General features: G+C 38.8%; 24 protein-coding genes. 2 read left to right on the top strand and 22 right to left on the bottom strand.

What is annotated here, in order from left to right:
• Positions 1-486: 486 nt before the first annotated feature.
• The 22 genes from mtnA to RT761_RS07700 all read right to left on the bottom strand — a co-directional run bounded on the left by mtnA (position 487) and on the right by RT761_RS07700 (position 22,360).
• Positions 487-1,536, bottom strand: coding sequence for an S-methyl-5-thioribose-1-phosphate isomerase (gene mtnA / locus RT761_RS07805; RefSeq protein WP_218110867.1), 1,050 nt, complete (start codon positions 1,534-1,536; stop codon positions 487-489).
• A 187-nt stretch (positions 1,537-1,723) separates the two neighbouring features.
• Positions 1,724-2,185 carry a COG2426 family protein gene (locus RT761_RS07800; protein ID WP_218110866.1) on the bottom strand — a complete coding sequence of 154 codons (462 nt, stop codon included), beginning with the start codon at positions 2,183-2,185 and terminating at the stop codon, positions 1,724-1,726.
• Positions 2,182-3,012, bottom strand: a complete 831-nt coding sequence (locus RT761_RS07795; protein WP_218110865.1) for a purine-nucleoside phosphorylase — start codon at positions 3,010-3,012, stop codon at positions 2,182-2,184. Before RT761_RS07795 ends, RT761_RS07800 begins: the two co-directional genes overlap by 4 nt.
• An 86-nt stretch (positions 3,013-3,098) precedes the next feature.
• Positions 3,099-4,001, bottom strand: coding sequence for a site-specific tyrosine recombinase XerD (gene xerD / locus RT761_RS07790; protein ID WP_218110864.1), 903 nt, complete (start codon positions 3,999-4,001; stop codon positions 3,099-3,101).
• Positions 3,970-4,737: a prolipoprotein diacylglyceryl transferase gene (gene lgt / locus RT761_RS07785; protein WP_218110863.1), complete on the bottom strand. Its 768-nt coding sequence runs from the start codon at positions 4,735-4,737 to the stop codon at positions 3,970-3,972. The genes xerD and lgt overlap by 32 nt, the downstream gene beginning before the upstream one ends.
• Positions 4,737-6,197: a DUF3048 domain-containing protein gene (locus tag RT761_RS07780; protein ID WP_218110862.1), complete on the bottom strand. Its 1,461-nt coding sequence runs from the start codon at positions 6,195-6,197 to the stop codon at positions 4,737-4,739. Before RT761_RS07780 ends, lgt begins: the two co-directional genes overlap by 1 nt.
• A gap of 2 nt (positions 6,198-6,199) precedes the next feature.
• Complete coding sequence (locus RT761_RS07775; RefSeq protein WP_218110861.1) at positions 6,200-6,616, bottom strand: ExbD/TolR family protein; 417 nt, start codon at positions 6,614-6,616, stop codon at positions 6,200-6,202.
• The gene (locus tag RT761_RS07770; RefSeq protein ID WP_218110860.1) at positions 6,576-7,292 is read right to left on the bottom strand and encodes a MotA/TolQ/ExbB proton channel family protein; all 717 of its coding nucleotides are present in this window, start codon (positions 7,290-7,292) and stop codon (positions 6,576-6,578) included. Before RT761_RS07770 ends, RT761_RS07775 begins: the two co-directional genes overlap by 41 nt.
• Before the next feature lie 53 nt (positions 7,293-7,345).
• Positions 7,346-10,972: a tetratricopeptide repeat protein gene (locus tag RT761_RS07765; protein ID WP_218110859.1), complete on the bottom strand. Its 3,627-nt coding sequence runs from the start codon at positions 10,970-10,972 to the stop codon at positions 7,346-7,348.
• Between the two features lie 16 nt (positions 10,973-10,988).
• On the bottom strand, positions 10,989-11,753 hold the full coding sequence (gene pstB, locus RT761_RS07760) for a phosphate ABC transporter ATP-binding protein PstB (RefSeq protein WP_218110858.1): 765 nt from the start codon (positions 11,751-11,753) through the stop codon (positions 10,989-10,991).
• A gap of 4 nt (positions 11,754-11,757) precedes the next feature.
• Positions 11,758-12,606 (bottom strand): phosphate ABC transporter permease PstA, encoded by an 849-nt coding sequence (gene pstA, locus RT761_RS07755; protein WP_343073778.1) that lies wholly within the window; start codon positions 12,604-12,606, stop codon positions 11,758-11,760.
• A 19-nt stretch (positions 12,607-12,625) separates the two neighbouring features.
• Positions 12,626-13,525: a phosphate ABC transporter permease subunit PstC gene (gene pstC / locus RT761_RS07750; RefSeq protein ID WP_218110856.1), complete on the bottom strand. Its 900-nt coding sequence runs from the start codon at positions 13,523-13,525 to the stop codon at positions 12,626-12,628.
• Positions 13,526-13,628: 103 nt separating this feature from the next.
• Positions 13,629-14,510: a 16S rRNA (cytidine(1402)-2'-O)-methyltransferase gene (rsmI, locus tag RT761_RS07745; RefSeq protein ID WP_218110855.1), complete on the bottom strand. Its 882-nt coding sequence runs from the start codon at positions 14,508-14,510 to the stop codon at positions 13,629-13,631.
• Positions 14,507-15,934 carry a Do family serine endopeptidase gene (locus tag RT761_RS07740; protein ID WP_218110854.1) on the bottom strand — a complete coding sequence of 476 codons (1,428 nt, stop codon included), beginning with the start codon at positions 15,932-15,934 and terminating at the stop codon, positions 14,507-14,509. Before RT761_RS07740 ends, rsmI begins: the two co-directional genes overlap by 4 nt.
• Before the next feature lie 4 nt (positions 15,935-15,938).
• The gene (locus RT761_RS07735) at positions 15,939-16,904 is read right to left on the bottom strand and encodes a hypothetical protein (RefSeq protein ID WP_218110853.1); all 966 of its coding nucleotides are present in this window, start codon (positions 16,902-16,904) and stop codon (positions 15,939-15,941) included.
• Positions 16,901-17,353: an anti-sigma factor family protein gene (locus RT761_RS07730; protein ID WP_218110852.1), complete on the bottom strand. Its 453-nt coding sequence runs from the start codon at positions 17,351-17,353 to the stop codon at positions 16,901-16,903. The genes RT761_RS07735 and RT761_RS07730 overlap by 4 nt, the downstream gene beginning before the upstream one ends.
• A 5-nt stretch (positions 17,354-17,358) precedes the next feature.
• A complete protein-coding gene (locus RT761_RS07725; protein WP_218110851.1) occupies positions 17,359-17,967 on the bottom strand; it encodes an RNA polymerase sigma factor in 609 nt (202 codons plus the stop codon).
• A gap of 46 nt (positions 17,968-18,013) precedes the next feature.
• On the bottom strand, positions 18,014-18,811 hold the full coding sequence (locus RT761_RS07720; RefSeq protein ID WP_218110850.1) for a PSP1 domain-containing protein: 798 nt from the start codon (positions 18,809-18,811) through the stop codon (positions 18,014-18,016).
• Positions 18,783-19,796, bottom strand: a complete 1,014-nt coding sequence (locus tag RT761_RS07715; protein WP_218110849.1) for a DNA polymerase III subunit — start codon at positions 19,794-19,796, stop codon at positions 18,783-18,785. Before RT761_RS07715 ends, RT761_RS07720 begins: the two co-directional genes overlap by 29 nt.
• Before the next feature lie 4 nt (positions 19,797-19,800).
• On the bottom strand, positions 19,801-20,139 hold the full coding sequence (locus RT761_RS07710) for a cyclic-di-AMP receptor (RefSeq protein ID WP_218110848.1): 339 nt from the start codon (positions 20,137-20,139) through the stop codon (positions 19,801-19,803).
• Positions 20,136-20,804, bottom strand: coding sequence for a dTMP kinase (tmk, locus tag RT761_RS07705; RefSeq protein ID WP_218110847.1), 669 nt, complete (start codon positions 20,802-20,804; stop codon positions 20,136-20,138). Before tmk ends, RT761_RS07710 begins: the two co-directional genes overlap by 4 nt.
• Complete coding sequence (locus RT761_RS07700; protein WP_218110846.1) at positions 20,804-22,360, bottom strand: R3H domain-containing nucleic acid-binding protein; 1,557 nt, start codon at positions 22,358-22,360, stop codon at positions 20,804-20,806. The genes tmk and RT761_RS07700 overlap by 1 nt, the downstream gene beginning before the upstream one ends.
• A 257-nt stretch (positions 22,361-22,617) precedes the next feature.
• Here RT761_RS07700 and RT761_RS07695 point away from each other — a divergent pair, with 257 nt between their 5' ends.
• Together RT761_RS07695 and RT761_RS07690 are read left to right on the top strand one after the other, a co-directional pair.
• On the top strand, positions 22,618-23,274 hold the full coding sequence (locus RT761_RS07695; protein WP_343073744.1) for a metallophosphoesterase family protein: 657 nt from the start codon (positions 22,618-22,620) through the stop codon (positions 23,272-23,274).
• Positions 23,231-24,106 carry a hypothetical protein gene (locus RT761_RS07690; RefSeq protein WP_218110844.1) on the top strand — a complete coding sequence of 292 codons (876 nt, stop codon included), beginning with the start codon at positions 23,231-23,233 and terminating at the stop codon, positions 24,104-24,106. Before RT761_RS07695 ends, RT761_RS07690 begins: the two co-directional genes overlap by 44 nt.
• The last annotated feature ends 19 nt before the right edge of the window (positions 24,107-24,125 follow it).

The following is a 24,125-nucleotide window of genomic DNA, read 5'->3' as shown; positions in this document are numbered from 1 at the left end:
CCTCACCCTGGCCCTCTCCCACCAAGGGGCGAGGGAAAAAAGAACAAAAGAATTCAGAGTTCCTTCTCCCTTGATGGGAGAAGGTGAGGATGAGGGTGAAAGCCCAGAACAGAGTGAAATCCTGGTGAGTTGCTCTAAAAGAATTACCTTAAAAAACGTTCTGGTATTTTCAGGATAGACCTTCATGCTTCTTAGTAGCACCAGATGAGGATGAAAATACCTATCTAAATCCGTCATTGCGGGGAACGCAGCGAGGTGGCAATCTCTACCATCCACTTAGTCATTTTGAGGAGTCCGGTGTTTTTGCCGGACGACGTAAGAATCTCATCATTTAAAGTATTTATGAAGAAAAAACTTAAAAGATGAGATCCTCACGCCCTCAAAAAGCGAGGGCTCAGGATGACCGATTAAAGGCACACCCCCCTTTATCCCCCCTCAATGGGGGAATTTATAAGATGGTATTTCCAGGATAGATACATATCATTTCTACTCATCTTGTTTCAAAAGGGTGAGTTTTTCAACAAAAGGAGGATAAAGAATCCCCTTCTCGGTAATAATAGCCCGAATCAGTTGGTGTGGCGTCACATCAAAAGCCGGGTTCCATACTTCAATACCTTGGGGTGCTATTCGTTTTTCTCCAAAATAAAAAACCTCATCTGGTTTTCTCTCTTCAATAGGTATGACCTCTCCAGAGGTAATGTGGATATCAATCGTTGATAATGGAGCGGCAACATAAAAAGGAATATTGTGATAAGATGCTAAAACCGCTAATGAATAGGTTCCGATTTTATTGGCTGTATCTCCATTGACCGCTATACGATCGGCTCCCACGATAATTTTATGAATCTGTCCCCGAGCCATAAGATAACCAGCCATATTATCAGTAATAAGCGTGACCGGAATATGATTTTTCAAAAGTTCAAAAGTGGTAAGGCGCGCTCCCTGAAGAAGTGGTCGGGTTTCATCGGCATATACTGTCAGCTTTTTCCCTTCTTGAAGAGCTGCCCAGTATACTATTCCTAACGCTGTTCCCCAGGCACTGCAGGCTAACGCTCCAGCATTACAATGGGTTAATATGGCATCTTTATCCTGAATGAGAGAAGATCCTTTTTGTGCAATACTTTGATTGGTTTGAATATCTTCATTATGTATTTTAATAGCTTCTTCAAGAAGTTTTTCAGTACAATCATGAGGTGATATTCCTTGCATTTCTGCATCCTTCCAAATCTTTTTCATTCGATCCAAAGCCCAGAATAAGTTTACAGCGGTTGGTCGAGTGGATCGTAAGGTTTGGTCAACAGATTCTAAAAAGGAAAAATATTGATCCCTATGGCCGCTCAAAGCCTCCTGAGCCCCCAAAGCAATACCATAGGCTGCTCCTACTCCAATCAAAGGGGCTCCTCTCAAACCAAGAGCCGAAATAGCATCAGCAATAACACGAAAATCATTGGTTTCGATGAGATTTTCTTCTAAGGGGAGCTGCCTTTGATCAAGAAATACAACTTGGTTATTCTTCCACTCAATAGTTTTGAACATTTTTCATCTCCATAGGTTATTGATTCTTTTTCATTTATTACATACCGTTTTATTAACCAGACACAAACAATTTTTTCCATATGTTTTAATATCTTTTGTAAGGGTTTGATTTATCAAATCCTTAGATGTGTTTCCTGAATATATCCTCATACTCTGTGATTTCTCCATAAACCATGAGTAGAAATAATTAAAAAAGAGTGAACAGACTCCTACCCGAAAGCACAATCACACTCACGATAGTAGAAGCAATTCCTAAACCCAACAAAACAAAGGGAAGGGATTTTTTTATTGGCCAGCCCATTAAAAAACAAATTAAAGAACCCGTCCATACTCCGGTAATAGGAAGTGGAACTCCGATAAATAAAGTCAAACCGATCTGTTCCCATTTTTCATATTTTTGAAATTTCTTTCGAGTACTGATCACCAATCTATTCCAAAGGGATTGAAACCATTGAAAACGTAAAAATACTGATAAGATAGCATTAAGAAAAAACATGACCAAAAAAAATGGAAGAAGATTGAATAAAATTGAAATAAGAAGAGCTTGCCAGAATGGAATCACCGGATTAGATACCCAATAAAGCAAAGACCCTCTAATTTCTGAAATGGGTGAAAAGCTCAAAAGAGCAATCCATAACTGCGAATTCATACTAAGTCTATTCTGCCCACTAATTCTCGAATGAGAAGCTTAAGCTTTGGTTGAGCTTCGTTGGCTGCCTGGATGACCACTTCGTGGGATACCGGTTCTATAACCCCATCAATCGCCAGATCGGTTATACAAGATACTCCAAAAACTTTCATTCCAGCATGACGAGCTACCAGGACTTCGGGTACTGTTGACATCCCAACCGCATCAGCACCAATCGAGATCAAAAAACGATATTCAGCAGGAGTTTCGAAATTTGGCCCAGCAAGAGCAGCATAGACGCCTTTCATAACATATATCCCTTTCTCAAGGGCGATTTGTTGAGCCAATTGAATGAGTTCAGGGTCATAAGTATTTGACATATCCAAAAATCGTGGTCCCAACTCCGGATCATTTTCGCCACGAAGTGGATTGTCGCCTAAAAGGTTAATATGATCACAAATAATCATTAAATCGCTGCGTTTCATGTTTCGATTCATTCCACCAGCGGCATTGCTGACAATTAATATCTGAATTCCCAGTTCTTGCATAACCCGAACCGGGAAAGTAATTTGTTTCATCGAATATCCTTCATAATAATGAAATCTTCCCTGCATGGCAACGATCTTTTTTCCCGCTAATTCACCGATAATAAAATTCCCATGATGACTTTCAACTGTGGAAACTGGAAACCAGGGAATTTCATCATAGGGTACAACTCGATCAATTTCAATGTCATCAGCAAGAGCTCCTAAACCAGTACCTAAGATAATGCCTATTCCAGGTGAAAAATCAATTCTTTCTTGAATGAAACGAGCACTTTCTTCAATTTTTAAACGTAAATTCTCCATAAAAACACCCCTTCAAAATTATAATTGTCCGAATTGGTAAAAAGCAAACCCTATAGTAATCATTTTTTTAAAAAACAATTTGTTTATTATTTTCTTGGAAATGAACGGGCATATGCTTCTCGAAGAATTTTTTTACTAATATGGGTATATATTTGAGTCGTCACGATGTCAGAATGTCCCAAAAACTCCTGTACAACTCTCAAATCAGCTCCGTTTTCCAACAAATGGGTTGCAAAGGTGTGCCGAAGAGTATGAGGAGTTATGGTTTTTTCAATTCCAGCTTTTCGTGCGTATTTCTTTATCATTACCCAAATGTTTTGTCGGGTTAAAGGTTTACCGGAAGCTCCGACAAAAACCGACCGACTCCGTTTTCCCTTTAATATTTGTTCTCTTGCTTGCTGAAAATATCGATTTAACGCTTCACCGGCTTCCTCGCCAAAAGGCACCATCCTCTCTTTAAACCCTTTTCCCCAAAGCCGTAACATAAAATTTTCCAAATCCAAATGTGAAAATTCTAGAGCGGTTAATTCACTTACCCTCAATCCGCTTGCGTACAATAACTCCAAAATTGCTCGGTCCCGAATTCCAATTGGCTTGGCCAAATCTGGAGCATTTAATAAGGATTCGATCTCACTTTCGTCTAAAATATCGGGTATTTTTCTTTGAAAACGAGGAGAATCGATGAGTTTAGCACAATTTTCAGGCATAATTTTCTCACGGATCAAATATTGAAAAAAGGTACGAAGGGCAGAAATTTTCCTAGCAAGAGAAGCTGGAGCTATTTCGCGTTTGGCTTCATATCGTAGGAATTTTTCAACCATATCTTGATCAAGTTGAGAAAAAGATACTATGTCTTTTTTTTCCAAAAAACCAACTAACTGCTCCAAATCCTGTTCATAGGATTGAATAGTATTATCAGAAAGTCTTTTTTCCCAATACAAAAACTGGAGATACGCTTCAAGAACGTTCCTGAGATCGTTGGGTAGCATGCTTTCTCAATATCTCTCGCAGAATAAGAGCAATTATAATTATCAACAAACAGGCAAATTGAGCTGCTGTCATAACTCCCCAAACCGAAAAGGGTTCATCACGTAAATATTCGATTAAAAAACGAGCGATCCCATACATCCAAAGATAATCAAAAAAGAGCTCTCCGCGAAAAACCTTTTTCTTCTCCAGTTTGAGTAAAAAATAGAGGATTAGGAGAGAGTATCCAGCTGAATAGAGTTGAGTTGGATACCTCCACCCTTCCAAAGCAGGGAAATGAACTCCAAGGGGAAAGCTGGTGTAGGAACAAACCCGACCATAACAACAACCATTAAGAAAACAACCAATCCGCGCAATGGAATAACCCAGAGCGATAGCCGGAGTACAAATATCAAATAAAGCCGGTAAAGAATATTTTTTATGTATAATATATGGGATTGCTAAAAATATTGCTCCAAAAATACCACCGTAGAAGGTCAGACCACCTTCACGGATTAAAAAGATATGAATGAGGTTATCGCGATAAATATCCCAGTTGAGTAAAACAAAAACTAAACGGGATCCAAAGATAGCTCCAAAAATACAGAGTACACTGACTTCAACAACTGAATCGGGAGAAACTCCATAACCAGGAGCTCGTCGCGAGGCATAATAAATGCCCACTAAAAAAGCTACCCCCAAAAAAAAGCCATAAGCATAAACTGGAAATTGACCAATTCGAAATAATACACTGTGCATTACATCGCCACCTTATTCTGGGTACTGACCACTTCTATCCAAAGGGCTCCGGGATTAATTTTTAACTCTCTTCCGTCAGCATAAAAAAAGTTGGTTTTTTCTCCCAGAGAATTCTTTTCCCAACTTATTGCAGCCGCTTTCCCATCTAATAAAATCCATCCAGTTCCTCTCCCAACAAAAGTAATTTCTATTCGACCTTCCTCATCTTTCACTTTCTGTTCAGTAATTTGAATGATAATATTGGGAGTTATAATTTGCTGACCGTTCAGAGAGTCGACGTGGGGATTTCCATTGATAAACCTTCGATACACTTTTTGAGAAGCATCCCAAGTATATTTCACTCGATAATCTCCAGCATACAAGATTTCTACTTGGGGAGCATCCTCGGTTCCTAAAGCTTCTTGGGGTGTCCGGACTTGAAATCCCCCTCCTCCTTTTACCGGTTTATTGTAACCTAACCGCTGAGCTTGATTTCTGAGATTGGCTATAGAAGTGTAGAGATTATGTGGAGCTTTCCGATCTTTACTTCTCCAGAAAGCCTGAAAGAATTTAAACTCATCGATGGTATCAATGTTCATTTCCTTCATATAGACATACGCTTCAACACTCCCACCGGCATGAGCAAATATGGCATTGTGTTCAGCCGCTTTCATCACAAAATAAGGACGTGCACTTCTAACTGGACCAACATTATCCGCTACGCCTTCGTTATAAATAGCTAAGAATCGGGTAATTCCACCTTCGGCCATAATTTCATAGACAACATCAGCTTTACTAAGTCCTGCTTGGGGACGTGCTGCGGGTGCATTTTCAATGATGACCGAAATCGGCCGTTTAGAAAAGGGAGATTTTTTGTCAACCTGACCAGTTGGCACAGCTAATTCACCGGTAGCCAGTGTTTCACCAACTGTACTTTCTATCCTTTCTACCCCCTCTTCTGCTAAACGAGCTAAACGGGTTGATTGGCCAGATCTTTCGAATTGGGCTTTCAGTGTATTTTCAGCTTCAACCCCCTGCCACTTTAAATCCTCTGGCACATCGATATTTTCTCCTGGATTCACCAATTTTGCTCCTGAAGGTGATCCTGATTCGGAAATCATTTCTGAATCAGGGAGGTCAACAGGTGGTTTTGGAATGGTAACCTGTTCCTTTTTTTGCTGAACATCAGTTGCTATTTCACTTTGTATCTGAGGTTCACTGTTAACATCTTGATTTTGAATGTCCTTCAAAGGATTTAATTCAGCTATATTGGCTTCTTCAGCAGGAGCAACTGTTACAGGCTTACGAGAGGACGGTATTTCTAAAACCTGAATCACCATAGGTTCGTCTTGAAGAGGGGGTTCGTATTTTATCGATAACCAATAGATAGATATTGCAGCCAATATTACCAGATTAATAATTACTGATAAGGTAAGAGAAAAAGTCCAAACCTTTTTTTCATTAATGAAAAATTTATTCATGACTACTCTTCTTTGGTCGGTTGAGTGGCAATGGCTATTTTCTCGGCTCCGGCTTTTTTAAGAACATCCATGACTGACACAACTTTACCATGCAAAACTTGCTTATCTGCCTCAACGATAACCGTTGCCTCTGGCTCATTACGTAAAGCCACTACGACCGACGAAGGAAGCTCTTTGGCATCAACCAGAGCACCATTGACATAAAGCATATTGTTTTCAGTTATAGTTACGGTGATGGTCTTGGCTTCCTCAATTTTGGAAAAATCTGCCGAGGGAAGATTCACTTTGGCCCCACTTTCAATACTGATAAACGTGGTGGTTACGATAAAAAATATTATTAATTGGAGCACCACATCGATCATTGGAGTGAGGTTAATCTCAGGCTGGCGCCTCTGTTTCTTTTGTCGAAATCGGAACATTCTCCTCAACTCCTTCTGGGTTCTTGGCTTTTTCGAATTCTACTCCTTCGTTTCCATTATTGATTCTCAGTTCCTCAATAATATCTAGAACTTCTGAACTGGCTTTTTCAATATCGTTCATAATGTTTTCGGCAATCTGGGAAAGGTAATAGTGACCAATGACTGTCGGAATAGCGATTGACAATCCAGCAGCGGTGGTTATCAATGCTTCAGAAATACCTCCAGCCATTTCCGTCGGTTTTCCTACCCCAATCGAGGCTATAACATTAAAAGTTCGAATCATTCCAGTAACCGTTCCAAGTAACCCTAACAACGGGGCAATGCTCGCAATAGTCGATAACACTCCTAAACGCTTTTCAAAATAAGGAAACTCTTGCATTGCCACAGTTTCCATTGCTTCTTTTGCTTCCCGTGGAACACCATTTAGATATTTTTTTATACCTGCCATGATTATCCGTGATGCTGGACCAGGATTTTTCTGACTAATGTCGATAACGGTCCGCAAGTCTCTCTGATTAATAGCTTTTCTCAATGACCGCAAATATCTTTTTACTCTCTCTTTTGAATGTCGTAAAACATACCACCTCTCGATAAACACCGCTAAGAAAATAATCGATGAGGCCACGATCGGATACATGATTAATCCGCCCTTGCCAATCACAGTAAATATCTGCATCAATGAAACCTCCTGCATTGTAGAGAAAGAATCAGCATAAGTGTATCCCCAGTTTAATCCTCAGTCAATAGACTGATTCGTTTCTGTGAATTTTCAACCCATTCGTCTTCTAATCCGCTATTAACAACCTGGTGATAAAACGTCAAGGCGGTCTCGGGTTGTTCTAAATACTCAAGACAAACACCCATCAAATATCCACCACGGGTATAGTAATTCCCATTCACATTTCCTAATAATTTTTCAAAATAGAAAGCTGCCCGGTCATATTCTTCTAATTTCAAATAGACGCTTCCAATCCGATACCAAGTATACTCCAATTTTTCTCCCTTGAGTTTGTTTTCTAAGCTAAATAACTTGTTTAGAACATCTTGATAATTTTTTTGTACGATCATGAGATCGACTGCCAACGACTCTAATTCATCGAAATATCCCCCTTGAGGGTATTTATCCTGATAAAGAGAGATCCGTTCCAAAGCTTCAGGGACATTCCCTAAATAATAAGCCGACCACGCGGTCATATATATTATTTCTTCGTTTTGGACCGAACTAGGATGATCCCTTAAATATTCTGTAGCTTCCTTTAAAAAATCCTGATATTTTTTTTGATCGTATAAAGTGTCCAAAACTATAATACCAGCTCGTTCAGAATACGCATTATCACCTTTCAGTTTTTTATAAATATCAAGAGCTTGATCCTTTTCCCCCGATTTATCTAGTGAAGTTGCCAATCGCCAGAGAAGGTCAAGATTATCCTGGATGTTTAACTTTTGATACCATTGAGCAGCCTCCAACCAATTCTCGTTCTTATAGGCGATATCACCTAAATAAAAGCAAGCTTCTTCCCTATAGTCCTTGCTTTCTATAGCAACCGCTTCTTTTAAGTATTGGGTGGCTTCATTAAAATCTCCATTGAGATACAAAGCTTTTCCATACAAAAAGTGAACGGCAGCACTATTCTCACTGTTCACACCTTCGGTCAAGAGTTCTTTCAGTTGTGATATCGCCGAAGGATAATCACCTGATCGGAGAACGTCCATAATATCGCTTATTTTTTCAATTTCCGAATCGGAAAGAATCTCATCGGGATTCAAACCGGCTATTTCCAAAAGCTGTCTAGCTTCAGATTCCTTTCCTAATTTTACCTGAGACCAAGCTAATAGGTATAAATATTCCTCATCGAGAGACCCAGACTGCTTTTCTAGTTGATCAACTCCTTCGACCACCTTCTGCCAATTCCCTTTTTTATAAGCCAACTTTATGGTAAGCCGGAGGTAGTCCAGTTGAAACTTAGCATCTAACGAACTGGTTATCTCATCTACTAATTTCTCGGCCAATTCAACCTGGTTGGTTTCTAAGTAACATGATGCCACTTTTAATCTTGCTTCCTGAACATACTGACCTTGAGGAGTGGTCTTAAGGTATTCTAAAAAGGACGATAGAGCTTGCTGCCATTTTTTTTCTCGATAAAAGGTATCAGCTACCAAAAAGGTGTTTTCCTGTCCTTCGATTTGAGAAAAATAACTCCGAGCCTTTTCTTCTTGTCCCAAGTTTCGATAAGAATAACCCAGAGCCTCTAAGGCTTCTTTCCGATATTGACTCTGAGGATAATTTTTATGGAATGATTCTAAAGCTTGAGCAGCTTCTTTCCACTGTTTCTCTTGATAAAAGCTAAATGCATTATAAAATTGCACTCTTTCTCGAAAGCGCCCTGATGGAAAACGCAACTGAAATTGTTGCACACCGACTCGGGCATCGCGATATTGACCCATTTTCACCATCGCTTCAATCCGTAATGACTCTGCTTCTTCAATAAAATCGGCATAAGGGTATTTCTTCACCAGTTCATTTAGGTATTCATACGCTTTGGCCCACTCACCCAATTGAATATATGAGACACTTGCTCCCCACAATACCGAGGATTGATCCTCTTCAGTATTCTTTTCAGGGATAGAACTAGCTTGGCCATAATGAAAAGCAGCTTGTTTCCATTGATTCATACTCCCATATATCTCGCCCAATAAAAGATGGGCTTCCGATAAACTGGTATCCACTTCAACCGCTTTTTGCAAGTAATCAATCGCCTTTTCTTTTTCATTCCAAGAGAAAAGCTCATACCCAACCAAATAATATTGCCAGGCTTTATCAGTCGGTTGTTCAATGAGATTCAGACTTTTTTCTCTTTCTCTTAAGTATTTATCTTTTTGCCCCAACAGATAATAAGATCGAGCTAAATATTCATGAGCTTCGGGGAAACGAGGACTTTCCTGAACGGCTTTTTCAAAGCAGGGAATTGCTTCAGCGTATTTCGCTTCTTGATAGAGGTCAAAGCCTTGACGGAATTGGCTCAGGGCATTCCTCCCATATTGTTTTTCTTGAATCGTTCTTTCTAAGAAGCGTTTTGCCTGGCTGTCAAAGGGATCAATTTCAATAACCTTCCTCCAAGTCACTTCAGCGTCGGCTAATTTACCCAAATCGTAAAGGGTTCTTCCCAACCAATATTGGGCTTCCTTCATATTCGGATTTAGTTGAGCAGCGTTCCGAAAGTATCCTTCCGCCGTTTTAAGATCACCATTGGCATAATAGGTATAACCAGTTCGGTAGGATTCATAGGCATCCTTCCCATAAACTGCTGCTTTCCCAGCTTCTCCAGCAAAATATTGGGCTTCCTTAAGAGATGGATCCAAGAAGTAGGCTTTATTCCAATATTCTTGTGCCTGAGCAGATTTTCCTTGGTCATAAGCAATTTTGCCTAAAAGAAAATAAGCTTCAGCGATTTCTGGGTTTATTTGTAAAGCCTGGTTAATGCTCTCCTCGGCCATCTCATATTTCTTTTGAGAAAGGTAAGAATTAGCCAGTCTTAAATAAGCTCGAGTCGCTCTTTGTATTGAATTTTTTTCCCTTCCTGAACCTTCAAGGAGTTCAACATACTTCATCATGGTCTCGACTTCTTTCGCCAACCATCCCGTTTTTTGATACATATAGGCGAGATAATAGTAACTCTCCAAGTAATTCGGAACGGTATCAATGGTTTCCTGCGCTTCGGCAAAAGCCTCTTTCCAGAGTGGTTTATCAGGAAATTGGGCACTTCCGTACGTCCGAAGAGCCTCATCCATTTTATCAACTGCACGATAGAGAGGAAAAATCAATTGGGGGTCATAAAGAAACGATTCAACAGGCTCAGCAAAATCAATATTAAGCGATTTTAAGACTTCAGGGACAATGAGCTGTCGAAACTCATCGGGATTATTCACTTCAAAAACATTACTTTTTAAATCAATCATGGCTTCTTTTCTCAAATCAAAAAGCCGTACACTCACAACCAAACGTTCTTTATCTCCCAGTTGACGAATCCGATATGCTCCACTCAGTATATAATCTCCCCCGATTCTTTTTCCTAAAACTTGAGCCATAGATTGAACGAGGATTACATCTCGTGGAATTTTCGCTTCCCGCAAGATTTCATCAATCATGATGTTATCGATGACTTCAACCTGTTCGATACCATCAAAAGCATCTTTAATGAGGTCTCGAAGATAATAACCGAAATATCCATCGACCTCATCTCTCATTGAAAAGGGAAAAATGGCTATACTTGTCGCTTCTTGGGCGTATACAGAAAAAATTCCCAGAGAAAAAACCAGAGATATTCCCAACAACCAGGAAAAGAATCGGAACTTCATATAATTCACCTCATTATCAACCGAATCGACCAGTCAGATATTCTTCGGTTTCTTTCTTTTGGGGGTTGGTAAAAATTTGATCAGTCAACCCATATTCAATCAATCGTCCCAACAAGAGAAAAGCAGTATAATCCGAGGTACGAGCAGCTTCTTGCATATTATGAGTAACAATCACAATAGTATATTTCTCCTTGAGATCTTTAATGAGCTCTTCAATTCGAGCTGTCGCAATTGGATCCAAAGCTGAAGCCGGTTCGTCCATGAGTAGTATTTCTGGTTCAACCGCAATAGCTCTTGCGATGCAAAGCCGCTGTTGTTGTCCTCCCGAAAGATCAAATGCCAATGAATTTAAACGGTCTTTCACTTCATCCCATAGAGCGGCTGCCCGTAAACTTTTTTCCACCTGTTCAGCAATGGCATGGCGGTCTTTCCAACCTTGAACTCGAAGCCCATAAGCAATGTTTTCAAAAATGCTTTTCGGGAAAGGGTTCGGTCTTTGAAAAACCATTCCAATTTTCTGTCGGAGTTCAACCGGATCAACTTCTTCTCCATATATATTCTGATTCTCAAAAATAATTTCACCAGATATTGAAAAATTTTCTATAAAGTCGTTCATACGGTTAATGCTGCGCAATAAAGTTGATTTACCACATCCCGAGGGACCAATTATCGCCGTTACTCGATTATCTGGTATTCCAAGGCTGATATCATATAGTATTTGCTTCTCCCCGAAATGAGAATTAAAATTTAAAACTTTTAATTTGCTTTCATCCCTTTCCATGTTTTCACCACTTTCGAGCTGATCTTGATCGCCGCCTGAGATAGATGGCAATAAAGTTAACCAAGAGAACCATTATGAGAAGGACTAAGGCAGTGCCATAGGCAATCGGTATCTGTTTTTCTGGGCGAGTACCTTCGGTCATTAAACCGTAAATATGATAGGGAAGAGCTAAAACCCGATCAAAAATTGATCGAGGAAGGCCTCGGGCATAAAAAGCTGCAGCTGTAAATAATATTGGGGCGGTTTCGCCAGCGACCCTTCCAACTGAGAGAATTAAACCGGTTAAAATACCGGGAAGTGCAGCTGGAAGAACAACTCTCCGGATTGTCACCCATTTGGTTGCACCAAGAGCGAGGGAAGCCTCACGAAAGGAAAGAGGGACAGTCTTTAACGCCTCTTCGACCGAAGTAATGACAATCGGTAGAGCCATTATTCCCAAGGTAAGTGATCCGGAAAGAAGAGAAACCCCAAATCCAAAAAATTTAACAAATATTCCCAAACCAAATAAACCAAAAACTACCGAAGGAACACCGGCTAAACAATGAATCGCTAACCGAAGCAAAGTAACTGTTGTCGACGGTTTAGCATATTCTCCTAAATACACCGCTGAAAAAACTCCAAGGGGAAGAGAAACAAGGATGCTACCAATTATGAGATAAAGTGTCCCAACTATTGCCGGAAGAATTCCTCCTTCGGTCATTCCTCGAGAAGGTAAAGCGGTGAGAAATTCCCAATTAATAACTTTATACCCTCGAGCTACTAAAAAATAAATGATAAAACCCAAGGCAAAACAAATAATAATTATGGAAAGGAAGAAGACAAAGAACCAGATCTTTTGTGATATATACTTCATTTTCAAGCGAATATCCACTCTATCTCACCTGGGTATGGTATTTTTGAGCTAAACGATCAACAAAAATATTCAAAAGAAAAGTGATGAGAAACAAAATAATGGCAATAGCAAACAAAGAATGGTAGTGAATACTACCTACTGGCGCTTCTCCCATCTCGGCTGCAATAGTTGCTGTCATGGTACGGACTGGTTGGAAAAAACTGGTTGGTATAACTGCTGCTCCACCGGCAATCATTAATACTGTCATGGTTTCACCAATAATTCGTCCGGCACCGAGAATCACTGCCGCTCCTAAACCTGAATAAGAAGCGGGTATAACAACTTTCCTTATGGTTTCCCAATGAGTCGCCCCAACTGAAAATGAAGCTTCACGATAACTCTTAGGGACCATGCTGATTGCATCTTCAGCAGTACTTACAATAGAGGGAATAGCCATTATCCCTAAAATGATCGAGGCAGTAAAAGCAGTCAGACCAGTAGGAAGAGAAAAAAGATCTTTTAAAAGTGGACTGAGAATAACCATTCCAAAAAAACCATAAACTACCGAAGGAATACCTGCTAACATTTCAATAATTGGTTTTAAGATTTCTCTCAGCTTTTTTGGACAAAGTTCGGCAAGAAATATTGCTGAAAAAAGACCTAAAGGAATTGCAAAAATTAACGCTCCAATTGTTACCCAAAGAGACCCAAGAATTAAGGGAAGAATTCCTAAGCGAGGGGGCTCTGATGTTGGGTACCATCGGTTTCCAAAAAGAAATTGCGATAGCGAAACTTCACGAAAGGTGGGTAATCCTTCAATAAAGAGTACAACGATAATGCCAATTAAAAATAAAAGGGAAGAAAGGGCGACCAAAAACAGAATAATTCCGGCAGATTCGCGGTGCGCTTTAATTGGAAACACCTCCTGTACCGAATTCATTAAACCAATTTTTGAGAATAAAATCAATTCTGTAATGTTTATAAAGAGGTATTAAAGTTCGCTCCAAGGTATGCCTTTTCAATCAATATTTTGAATTTTAATCTTAAAAAATGCTTTTCTCTTTCTTTTCACCAAAAAGATTTTTTTGGTGTTTGATTTCGAGTTTTAATCTATTTTTCTTGAGCCCAAAAATAGCACTGGTCAATTCTACAGCATCTTTTTCAGAATGACCAGTAAATAAGAGTTGTTTTAAACAGTTCTGAACCAAAGGTAAAACTCTTTCTTCGCCAATTGATACCCCTTCCAACACCAATACTATTTCACCTTTAACGGTTTTTCTCTGAATTAATGTATCAATTATTTCTTTTAGAGTACCTCTTATAATTTCTTGATGAATTTTTGTTAATTCACGGCAGAAAACTGCTTTTCTTTCCTCTCCAACCAGATTTTGAATTTCTTGAAGTGTAGTCAGGATTCTTTTGGGTGACTCATATAAAACAACGGCTTGAGGAGAAAAAAGCAGCTGCTCCAGCCTTTTTTTTCTTTCAATCCCTGACTTGGGAAGAAAACCTAAAAAAAGATAACCATTGAATGAAAACCCTGAGTAAACTACTGCTGGTAAGACTGCCGATGCGCCAGGCAACACTTCAAAGTTAATATGATTGTGAATCAGTTGATTCACAATTTCCATTCCTGGATCTTGAATTCCTGGCATTCCTGCATCGGTAATCAAAGCGACGTTTTCCCTTCTTTTAAGGTGGGTAAGGATCTTTTGAATTGCAGATTGGTAATTATGGGCATGATAGGAAAACAAAGGTTTTTGAATTGAATAGCGTTGTAAAAGCTTTCTAGATACCCTTGTATCCTCACAGGCAATAAGATCTACCTGATGGAATATCGAAACGGTACGATAGGTAATGTCTCCTAAGTTTCCAATGGGAGTGGGGCAAATAAAGAATTTGCCCCACTCTGAAATTTCCTTCATGGGATAAATAAGCTCGAACTTTTTACTTCTACGGGTACAAAAAAAGTTCGTCCTCTTCGACTTACCAAAAGAATTACGTTATCACCAGGTTCTATCATTGGCAAAATAGCATTCCAATCCTGAAGGTTTCTGATAGTCTGACGATCGATTTGAAGAATGACATCTCCTTCTTGTAAATAACCGGTTTCGATAATTTCTTGCGAGTCTATTTGAGTGATCACCACTCCAGATCTTGTTTTTAAATTATATTTCCTAATTAATTCTGGAGTAATTTCTTCAACGTCAAAACCGAACTCAAGGTTAGAAGATGTAGTCGAGACAGCTCCTCCTTCGGTGACCAACTCTTCCAAGATTAACGAAATTACTTTGCTTCGGTTGTCTCTCCAAACAGATAACATTATTTGAGTGCCAGGTTTTTTATCTCGAATTTTGGTATGAAATGCCGCAGCATCAATAATTTCTCGATCATCAACTTTTAAAATAACATCTCCACGTTGAATTCCTGCTTTCGAAGCTGGACTATTTGGAACAACATCGGCAATTAACGCACCCTTTGGTTCATTTAAACCGAATTGTTGAATCATATCAGAAGTGATATCCTGCAGATAAATCCCAGTCCAAGAACGAACGATTTTACCGGTTTCAATTAAAGGATCCAATAAATTTTTTGCCATATTAATAGGAATAGCGAATCCAACCCCCTGGGCATAAGGAAGAATAGCGGTATTGATCCCGATGACTTCCCCTTTGATATTCAATAGTGGTCCTCCACTATTTCCAGGGTTAATGGCAGCATCTGTTTGTAAAAAATTCTCATATTCTCTTCCCGAGTCTCCAGAGTATACTGGTCTCCCTTTTGCACTCAAAACGCCTACCGTAACTGTATGCGACAATCCATAAGGATTTCCAATAGCGATCACCCACTCTCCTACTCGAGCTCGATCTGAATCACCCAAAGGAAGGGCTGGAAGATCGGTTGCATCCACTTTTATAATAGCAATATCGGTTAATGGATCAGAACCTATTATCTTTCCATCATATTTCCGGCCGTCCTTAAGGGTAACCTTGATTTGTTCGGCCCCTTGAATAACATGTTCATTGGTGAGAATATATCCATCGGATCGGAAGATAAAACCTGAGCCTAAACCTTTTTGAGGAATTCTCCTTTCTTCTTGCTGTGGGAAAAAATCAAAAAAATCTCGAAAAAAGGGGTCATTAAAAAAGGGTGCAAAAGGATTCCGATAGGTCTTAAAAGATAACGTATCAACATAAACCACTGAGGCTCCGACTTTTTCTACTATATCAGCTACCAGGTTGGTTTCTTCAGGCATGATTGAATTGACAGCTTGAGCCCAGCTAGTTAATGAAAAAAGGATAAAAACGCTAAAGGATAACAAAAATATTAACTTCATTTTTTTATTCATATCATTATCTCCCTTCATCAGCAATTGAATCAAATATCTCACTTAAAATTTCATGACTCAAGTTTCCAACTAAAAAAACTTGTCTTCCCATTATTTCTCCGATTAGAGTAGTAAGTTCTCCATCTTTCTTAATAGTGAATTTTCGAATTCGGCTAGAGAACTTTGAATGGGGAGATAAAAGAGTTTGAAAGAGAGAAAAAAAATTTATTCCATCGCTATATACCATTTGGTACATCTTTCCCTGATCACCTTCCACAAGATAGGATCGGCGCAAAGAATAACCAGGAGGCAATAAACGAGGAATCAACATTCGTTCCCGATTAAAAAGAACCTCTGGGAAATTATTTTTCTTTTGAACGACTTGATCCATTATTTGGAATATTTTCCATATTCGATCATCATTGGGATGGTCAATGCGATAAACATATTCTCCACGTTTTATCACCTGTCCATCTTTAGAATAATACGTTTGGCTGATAAGCGCTTGTCTTTCGTCTAAAAGAAAAGATTTCACCACCTGTTTATTTTCACGAGAAATGATCATCACGACATTTTCGTCAACGTTGATCAAATAATTTGAAACCAATATATCAATATTATCTTCTCCCAGAGGAAGGAAAGGAAGATCAAAGCCGGGATACACAGCTGTAATTATTTGTTTTTCTTCATCGTAAATAAAGCGATAAGTGCCATCACCAATTATATAATGATGAGGATTATCAAGATTTATCCAACCAAAGCCAAAACGGGGAATGTAAGCCACCTCATAGAAGATACTCTCATTTTCATCGGTATAATCGGAAAGTTTCCAAATTCCCCAATAACTATGGGCAGTACTATTCTGGATAATACGCTTTAAAAAAAGTCGGCCTTCTTCAGGACTCAAAATACGAGCTTGAGAGGTATAGGTAGCCAAAAAAGAAACGAGAAGAAGAACATTAAACACAAGAAATAGAGTTGATCTTTTCATTCCCAGTCATTCGAAACTTGTTTTAGAAAATTAACCACGACTCTCCCTGAATTCTTAGGTACGTCATAGCTGTCACCAGTAAGATTACGATGTATCTCCCCAATCGATGCATCAGCGTTTGATCCTGGCATAATGTTTTTATAAATAGGGAGGAAAAAAACAAAAAGGAGGAAAATAATACAAGCCAAAACTGAAAAAAGGAGAACCTCTTTCAATCGGCGTCCATTGGCTTGAGATTGAAGGGTATCATAATGAATCTCATAGTCGACTTTCGGTTCAAAAGATTGCCCAAATTGGATAATCAATCCTTTCATATTTCGCATTTTTTTGAATTCCAATTCACACTGAGAACAGACAAAAAGGTGCTTTCGCACTTCTCTGCGTTCTTCTTTGGACAGCTCACCATCAAGATAAGCTGAAAGTAATTTTCTTATCCGTTCACATTCCATAATTCTCAGCTCCAAGAAGTGAGTAAATCTTCCCCATACTTAATTTCCAGTTCCTTTTGAACTTGACGACGGGCTCGATGGAGTCTCGACCGAATTGTCCCCAATGGACAATGAACAACTTCACTGGCTTCTTCATAAGAATATCCAACCATGTCACACAAAACGATTACTTCTCTCATTTTCAAGGGAAGTTTTTGAATAGCTTTTTCAATATCAACTACCAGTTGCTTTTTTAAGGTTCTCGCTTCAGGACCTTCTTCTTCACTTTCAATAAAATCCCAGGTATCCTGCTCTTCATCATCGGAATTTTTCCAAGGAATAATAGTCTTAATAAGCTTTTCTTTTTTACAATTATGTCGGTGAATATTTAAAAGGATGGCATAAAGCCAATTTCGAAAGGGATACTTGTCGTTATAACTATGACGATACTTATAAGCTCTTAGAAAAGCTTCTTGTATTATATCCTTGGCCTTTTCCATATTACCTGTAATATGACAGGCAAATCGAGTAATGTCTTTTTCGCATTGTCGTATTTGTTCTTCAAACCAGATTTTTTCTTGCTCCACTGTTAAACCTTGATACCAAGCTGCTTTTTGAACCTGCGCTTCTCCCACGGTTTTCCCACCACCTTTTATCCTTCAAACCCCGACCAGAAAAAAACTAAAGGAAAAAACGATTGTATTCTTCTTCATTAATACATATCTCTTTCCCGTTTTCAAGTTCCAAGCGAATCATATCCTTAAAAATATCTATTTCAAGAATCTTAGCTAATCCTTGGGAAGTTAAAATTTTACTCCCTTTTTTGGGAAGTTGGTAAATCAATTTTTTATATTGAGAATACTCAAAAGACAAGCAACACATTAACCGACCACAAACTCCGGAAATTTTTGCCGAATTGAGAGCTAAATTCTGCTCTTTAGCCATTTTAATCGATATGGGTTCAAAATTGATAAGAAATGTACTGCAGCATAATTCACGACCACACATTCCACATCCTCCAATCATCCCGGCTTCATCTCGAACTCCCATCTGACGAAGTTCAATTCGAGTTCGGAAAATGGCCGCTAAATCTTTGACTAAATTGCGGAAATCAATTCGTTCCTCAGATCCAAAATAAAAAGTTAATCTTCCCCTATCCAGGGTATAATGGGCTCTTAACAATTTCATAGAAAGCTGGTGTTCTTTGATTTTTTGATTCGCTATTTCAAAGGCAATTTTTTCCTTTTCTCGGTTACTTTTCAGCTGCAAAATATCAATATCCTGAGCTGGCCGAATAACTGGTTTGAGGTTATTTTTTATATTTTCACAAATAAATGGTCTTTTTACCACTTCACCCATTTCCAAACCTAAAACCGTCTCAACTACACACTTCTGGCTATAGTGTAAATCAAGATTTCTTGCTTCAAAAAAATACATTTTTAAATTATGTTCAAATTTGATTCCGACAACACGGGGCACTATTCAATTCCTCCCTTACCATTAAAAGAAAATGCAACAATGTGGTATCATAATTGAGATTGCTCTTCAGATCCTTCTCTAATTGTTCAATTGCAAGGATAAAACCAGAAATAATTTTTGGTGATAACCGATTTGAATCGTCAAGAATCCGCTTTTTATAACCAGAATAGCTGAGGATTCGCTCGCTATCTCTTCCCATGAATTGAAAAATCATAATATCTCTTAAATACCACTCTAATTGCGAAAAGATTTCGATCGTTTTATCTTTGTTCTCAACAAACCAGGAACCAAGAGAAAAAATTTCATTTTCACCAGTAATCCAATCCCACAAAAAAAATGATTTCTCTGTGAGGGATTGGTTCCCTTCTAATAAATCAAATGCATTCCGAAGACGACCCATTGATTGCTCAGCAATAGAATCAGCTTTTTGGTCGGTAAGATTATATTTTTTCTGGATAAACTCTTTTATAATTTCTTGATCTAATAACTGAAAATGGATCCTTTGACATCGAGATAGGAGAGTTGGTAATAAAACTTGAACCTGGGAAGTAAGAAGAATTATTATACTATTCTCTGGAGGTTCTTCGACTGTTTTTAAAAGACAATTTTGTATTTCTTCTTTACTAAATAATTCAGTTGACTCAACAATTCCAATCCGGAATTTCCCATAGACTCTTTGCAATCCCAAACGAAAAATAAAATCTCGCACATCCTCCACTAAAATTTTACTTTCCCGAGGAGAAAGCAAAATTACATCGGGATGGGTTCCAGCATTGATTAAACGGCAATTCTGGCATATTCCACAGGATCCATCAATTGATGGATGCTCACAGTTAAACAACCGGGCAATTTCAAAAGCAAAAGTCTTTTTTCCAATTCCCTCCGGTCCAGAAAAGAGGTATGAATGGCTTTGGGATTGATTCTGATAAACTCGCTGAAAAAATTGCTTTTGTAATGAGTGCCCACAGATCTCTGACCAACTCATCGCATTAAAACCTTTCGTAACGTTCGATGGGAACTTCGAACAATACTCCTCCTCCTCGAATAACTTTTACCTGTTGTGGTACATAAGGTCCAATTGGTTCATTAACCGGAATGGCAGATTCAACATATTCTTCCCTGCGTTCGCACTGACTGCGAATCAATTCAATAACCTCATTTTTTTTTGCTTCGTGGATACCTATCAAGAGTGTTGTGTTTCCTTCTCGCAAAAATCCACCAGTAGAAGCCAGCTTGGTGAAAGATATTTGCTTTTCTCTTAGGATATCGACCAGCTTCAAAGCATCTTGATCCCGAACAACACATATCAACAAAGAGGTTGGCCTCATAGCTCATTCCTCCTTTTTTTGTCTTGAATAGCTGCTAACACACAATTTTTTATCTTCTCAAAGACAACGTCTTTTGATTCAACAGTAGATATCATCTGAAATCGATTTGGTTCCTCCTTGGCAATTTTAAAAAAACCTTTCCGAATGGAATCTAAAATATCCTTTTTCTTAATGAATTCCTCTTCAAATCGCAGCTCTTGCGGAGAGGTATGATGAAAAGATCGTCTTAGCCCTTCCTCGGGGTCAATATCAAGGAGAAGGGTTAAATCAGGCGCCAGACCATTGGTAGCTAAACGGTTGAGATATTGAATCATCTCAACCGACAAACCTCTCCCATATCCTTGGTAGGCAATGGTTGAATCACAAAACCGTACACAGAGAACAATTCTTCCGGTTTGTAATGCTGGCTGAATAACCTGTAAGACGTGTTCCCGACGCGAGGCTTCAAAAAGAAAAAGCTCGGTTACGGGATCAACTTCTCCAGTTTGAGGGTGAAGAAGGATTGATCGAATTTGATCACCAACATCTGTTCCACCTGGTTCAGCAGTGAACAGAACTCGATACTCCTTTTCTTCTAAATAGGCAAAGAGGCGCTTAGCATGGGTTGACTTTCCTGTTCCTTCGATTCCTTCAAAGGTTATAAACAATCCCGGAAATTGTCTCATCAAGTATCATCCAGATTTCTTGGATAGATGGTTACCCTGCGAAAAGGTTCCTCACCAATGCTCTGCGAAAACAAATTATATCTTTCGGCGATTTTATGTTGAAGTCTTCGGACAAAAGCATTCCGAGGAGTAAGTTCTATTGGTTCACTTTCTCTCAGGACTTGCCTTGCGGCCTTCTCAGCTTCTATCAAACCGGTTTCTCCTGATTTTTCATAGCTATCGGACAAACCAAATAAATCTTTAACAAAACGGAGCACCTGACTATAGGTATTGCTACGAATAACATGAACCGGCATGCCTCGATTTTCAGCTTCTCGAAGCCGATTGGTTTTTTTACGATAACGACTTTTCAGGGTTAAAACGATATCGGCATCATTTATATCTTCAACAACTTCAAGAGTTGCCTTAAGCTGGGTAATAGCTCTTTCCATGTAGTTTCGACTCACAGCAAATAGAAATACTCGTAGCATTTTACCTTCTGGATATTTCGGCTGATTCCAATCGGATAAGCTGTATACTTCCTCGACGGTTTCGAATTCCTCGATTTCTTTAAGAACTTCGATTGAACCATCTTTGGTTTTTTTCCTTACTTCTGGACGAGGGTCATAGTTTCTTAAAATGACATCTACTGCTTCGGCAGTGTTTCGATAGATTCCTAAAGTATCCCGATCCCTGAGTTCAACAACAATATCAAATGTCGGGATTGCCTTCCGCTCTAATACGGCTTTTTGGGTTCCACGCCTTCTCGATTCCTCATCACTGAGAATAACCGATTGAATACCACCCACCAAGTCGGTAAGCGTCGGGTTTAACAAAAGGTTTCGTAAGGAATTACCGTGAGCGGTTGCAATCAATTGGACTCCTCTTTCAGCAATGGTTCGACATGCCCGAGCTTCTTCTTCCCGTCCGATTTCATCAACTATAATAACCTCCGGCATGTGGTTTTCCACCGCTTCAATCATGACATCATGTTGTCTTTCTGGCGACGGTACTTGCATCCGCCGTGCCCGTCCAATAGCTGGATGAGGAATATCACCGTCACCAGCTATCTCATTTGAGGTGTCAACAACGATGACTCTTTTTTGAAATTCATCGCTCAACACCCGAGCCACCTCTCGAAGTTTGGTGGTCTTGCCAACCCCTGGAGGACCTAAAAATAAGATATTTTTCCCTGATACAATTATGTCTCGAACAATATCAATAGTACCATATACAGCTCGCCCCACCCGCATGGTAAGACCGACTACATTTCCTACCCGATTTCGGATACATGATATTCGGTGAAGAGTCCTCTCGATTCCAGCTCGGTTATCACGGGTAAACATGCCAACTCTGCCTAAAGTAAATTCAATATCACTTCTTTCAACAGGACTTTCAATAAGAATACTGAAACCATTGGTAAACCGTGCTTCAGGAGAACGGCCTAAGTCCATAACGATTTCTATCAATTCGTCAGAGTTTTCCTTTTCCTCAAGGGCCTTCAGAATATGTTCTGGTAAAACTAAAAACAGTTTATCAAGATTGTCAACTACCCCATAATGATGTTTTTCGTCCATTCGAACTTCACAGTTCCTTCCCACAAGATTTCAATCAGCATTATATCATTAAGGATATCATTCCCTCTTATGATATTTTTTCATTTTTTTCATTTAAAACAAATTAAAGATCTAGAAACCTTCAAGGAAAGTTGGTTCTTTTTTTTATTATCTTCTCTCTTGGCAAGCAACTAATATTTAGGAATAAAATTCATACTGAGTTGTTTAAAAACCAATATTACTTATCAAAAATAAATCCTTTAGGTATAATTAACGGGATGAAAATCTTAGCCGTGAGCGACCATATTGACCCACGAATCTATAGTAACCTCTGTCGGGAGCGTTTTCATAATGTGAGTTGCATTATCTCCTGTGGAGATCTTCCCGAGCATTATCTGGATTTCATAGTCAGCAATCTCAATGTCCCTTTATTCTTTGTTCATGGAAACCATGATCCTTCTGCCGGGAAAAAAAGCTTGGCAGGTGGTTATAATTTAGATGGAAAAGTTATAAATTTTCAAGGGATCCTTCTCGCCGGCTTGGAAGGATCCCTATGGTATAATGGGAATATTCACCAATATACCCAAAGAGACATGTATCATAAATACCTTTCTCTACTACCTCAGTTGTATTGGGCAAAAATGCGTTATCACCATTATCTTGACATTTTGGTCACTCATTCTCCTCCCAGTGGAATTCATGAAAGTGATGATCCGGTTCATAAAGGTTTTAAGGTATTTAATCATATGATTAAAAAATTTCACCCAAGATACCACCTTCATGGACATACTCATTTATATGACCGGAATCAAAGCTATCAAGATCCTCTTTATCAAACTATAGTAATAAATTGTTATAATTATCGTATTATAGATTTTGGAAGGGGTAAAGATGCCAGAGATTTTTCGATCAGCGGAATCGAATCGAGAATTTGATCATCTCTATCGAAAAGGGTTCTTTAAAAAAATTCTTGGATCCTTAAAAAATCACAAAAATCGTTTACTTCCTTTAAACCAAATTAAAGAAATCATAGGAACTGGTGAAGAACATCATCTGGGTGTGAAAACTGTTGAGATCGATAAGATAATCGGGAGTGAAAACCGTTTTGAAGACTTTGACCGAGCGTTTTTGCCACTAAACAAGTTCAACCGGAGAAAGTGGACGAATATTCGTTCCTATTATGAACAACATGAATCCCTACCGGTTATCTCTCTCTATAAAATCGGTGATTATTATTTTATCCGAGACGGCCATAATCGGGTTTCAGTAGCCAAAAATGCCGGACAACTTTATATCGATGCTGAAGTCATAGAAATCAACATCCCAAATGTTCACTTTAATTCGTCATCCCCTGATAATTATTTTTTAAAGTTAGAAGAAAAAATGTTTCGGGAGAAAACCGGTTTGCAAAATATCCAAATTACTCTTCCCGGAGGGTACCGAGAAATACTCAAATTAATTCAATGTTTTCAATGTTCTGACTGTCCAAACAACCAAATTACTCGAGATCAATGCCAAAATAAAATACCTTGGGAAGTTGCCGTTCAACAATGGTATCAGAATTGTTATTCTCCAGCTATTGAAAAAATCAAAAAAAGTGGAATTATGGACAAATTTAAAGAACGAACTTTTGCAGACCTTTACTTATGGTTTCTCTTTAATGCTGAAGCCCTACGGAAGGCAGCTTGCTTCATACCTAGCCGGTCTCATCACAAAATAATTCGAAAGAAACCACAAAATTTCTTTTTTTCCAAAGCAAATTTGTAAAAAAAACCGTATCAATATA

Origin of the sequence: Atribacter laminatus, assembly GCF_015775515.1 — a bacterium.
GTDB lineage: Bacteria > Atribacterota > Atribacteria > Atribacterales > Atribacteraceae > Atribacter > Atribacter laminatus.
The sequence above is the reverse complement of the archived record's forward strand: the minus strand, read 5'-3'. Positions and strand labels throughout refer to the sequence as shown.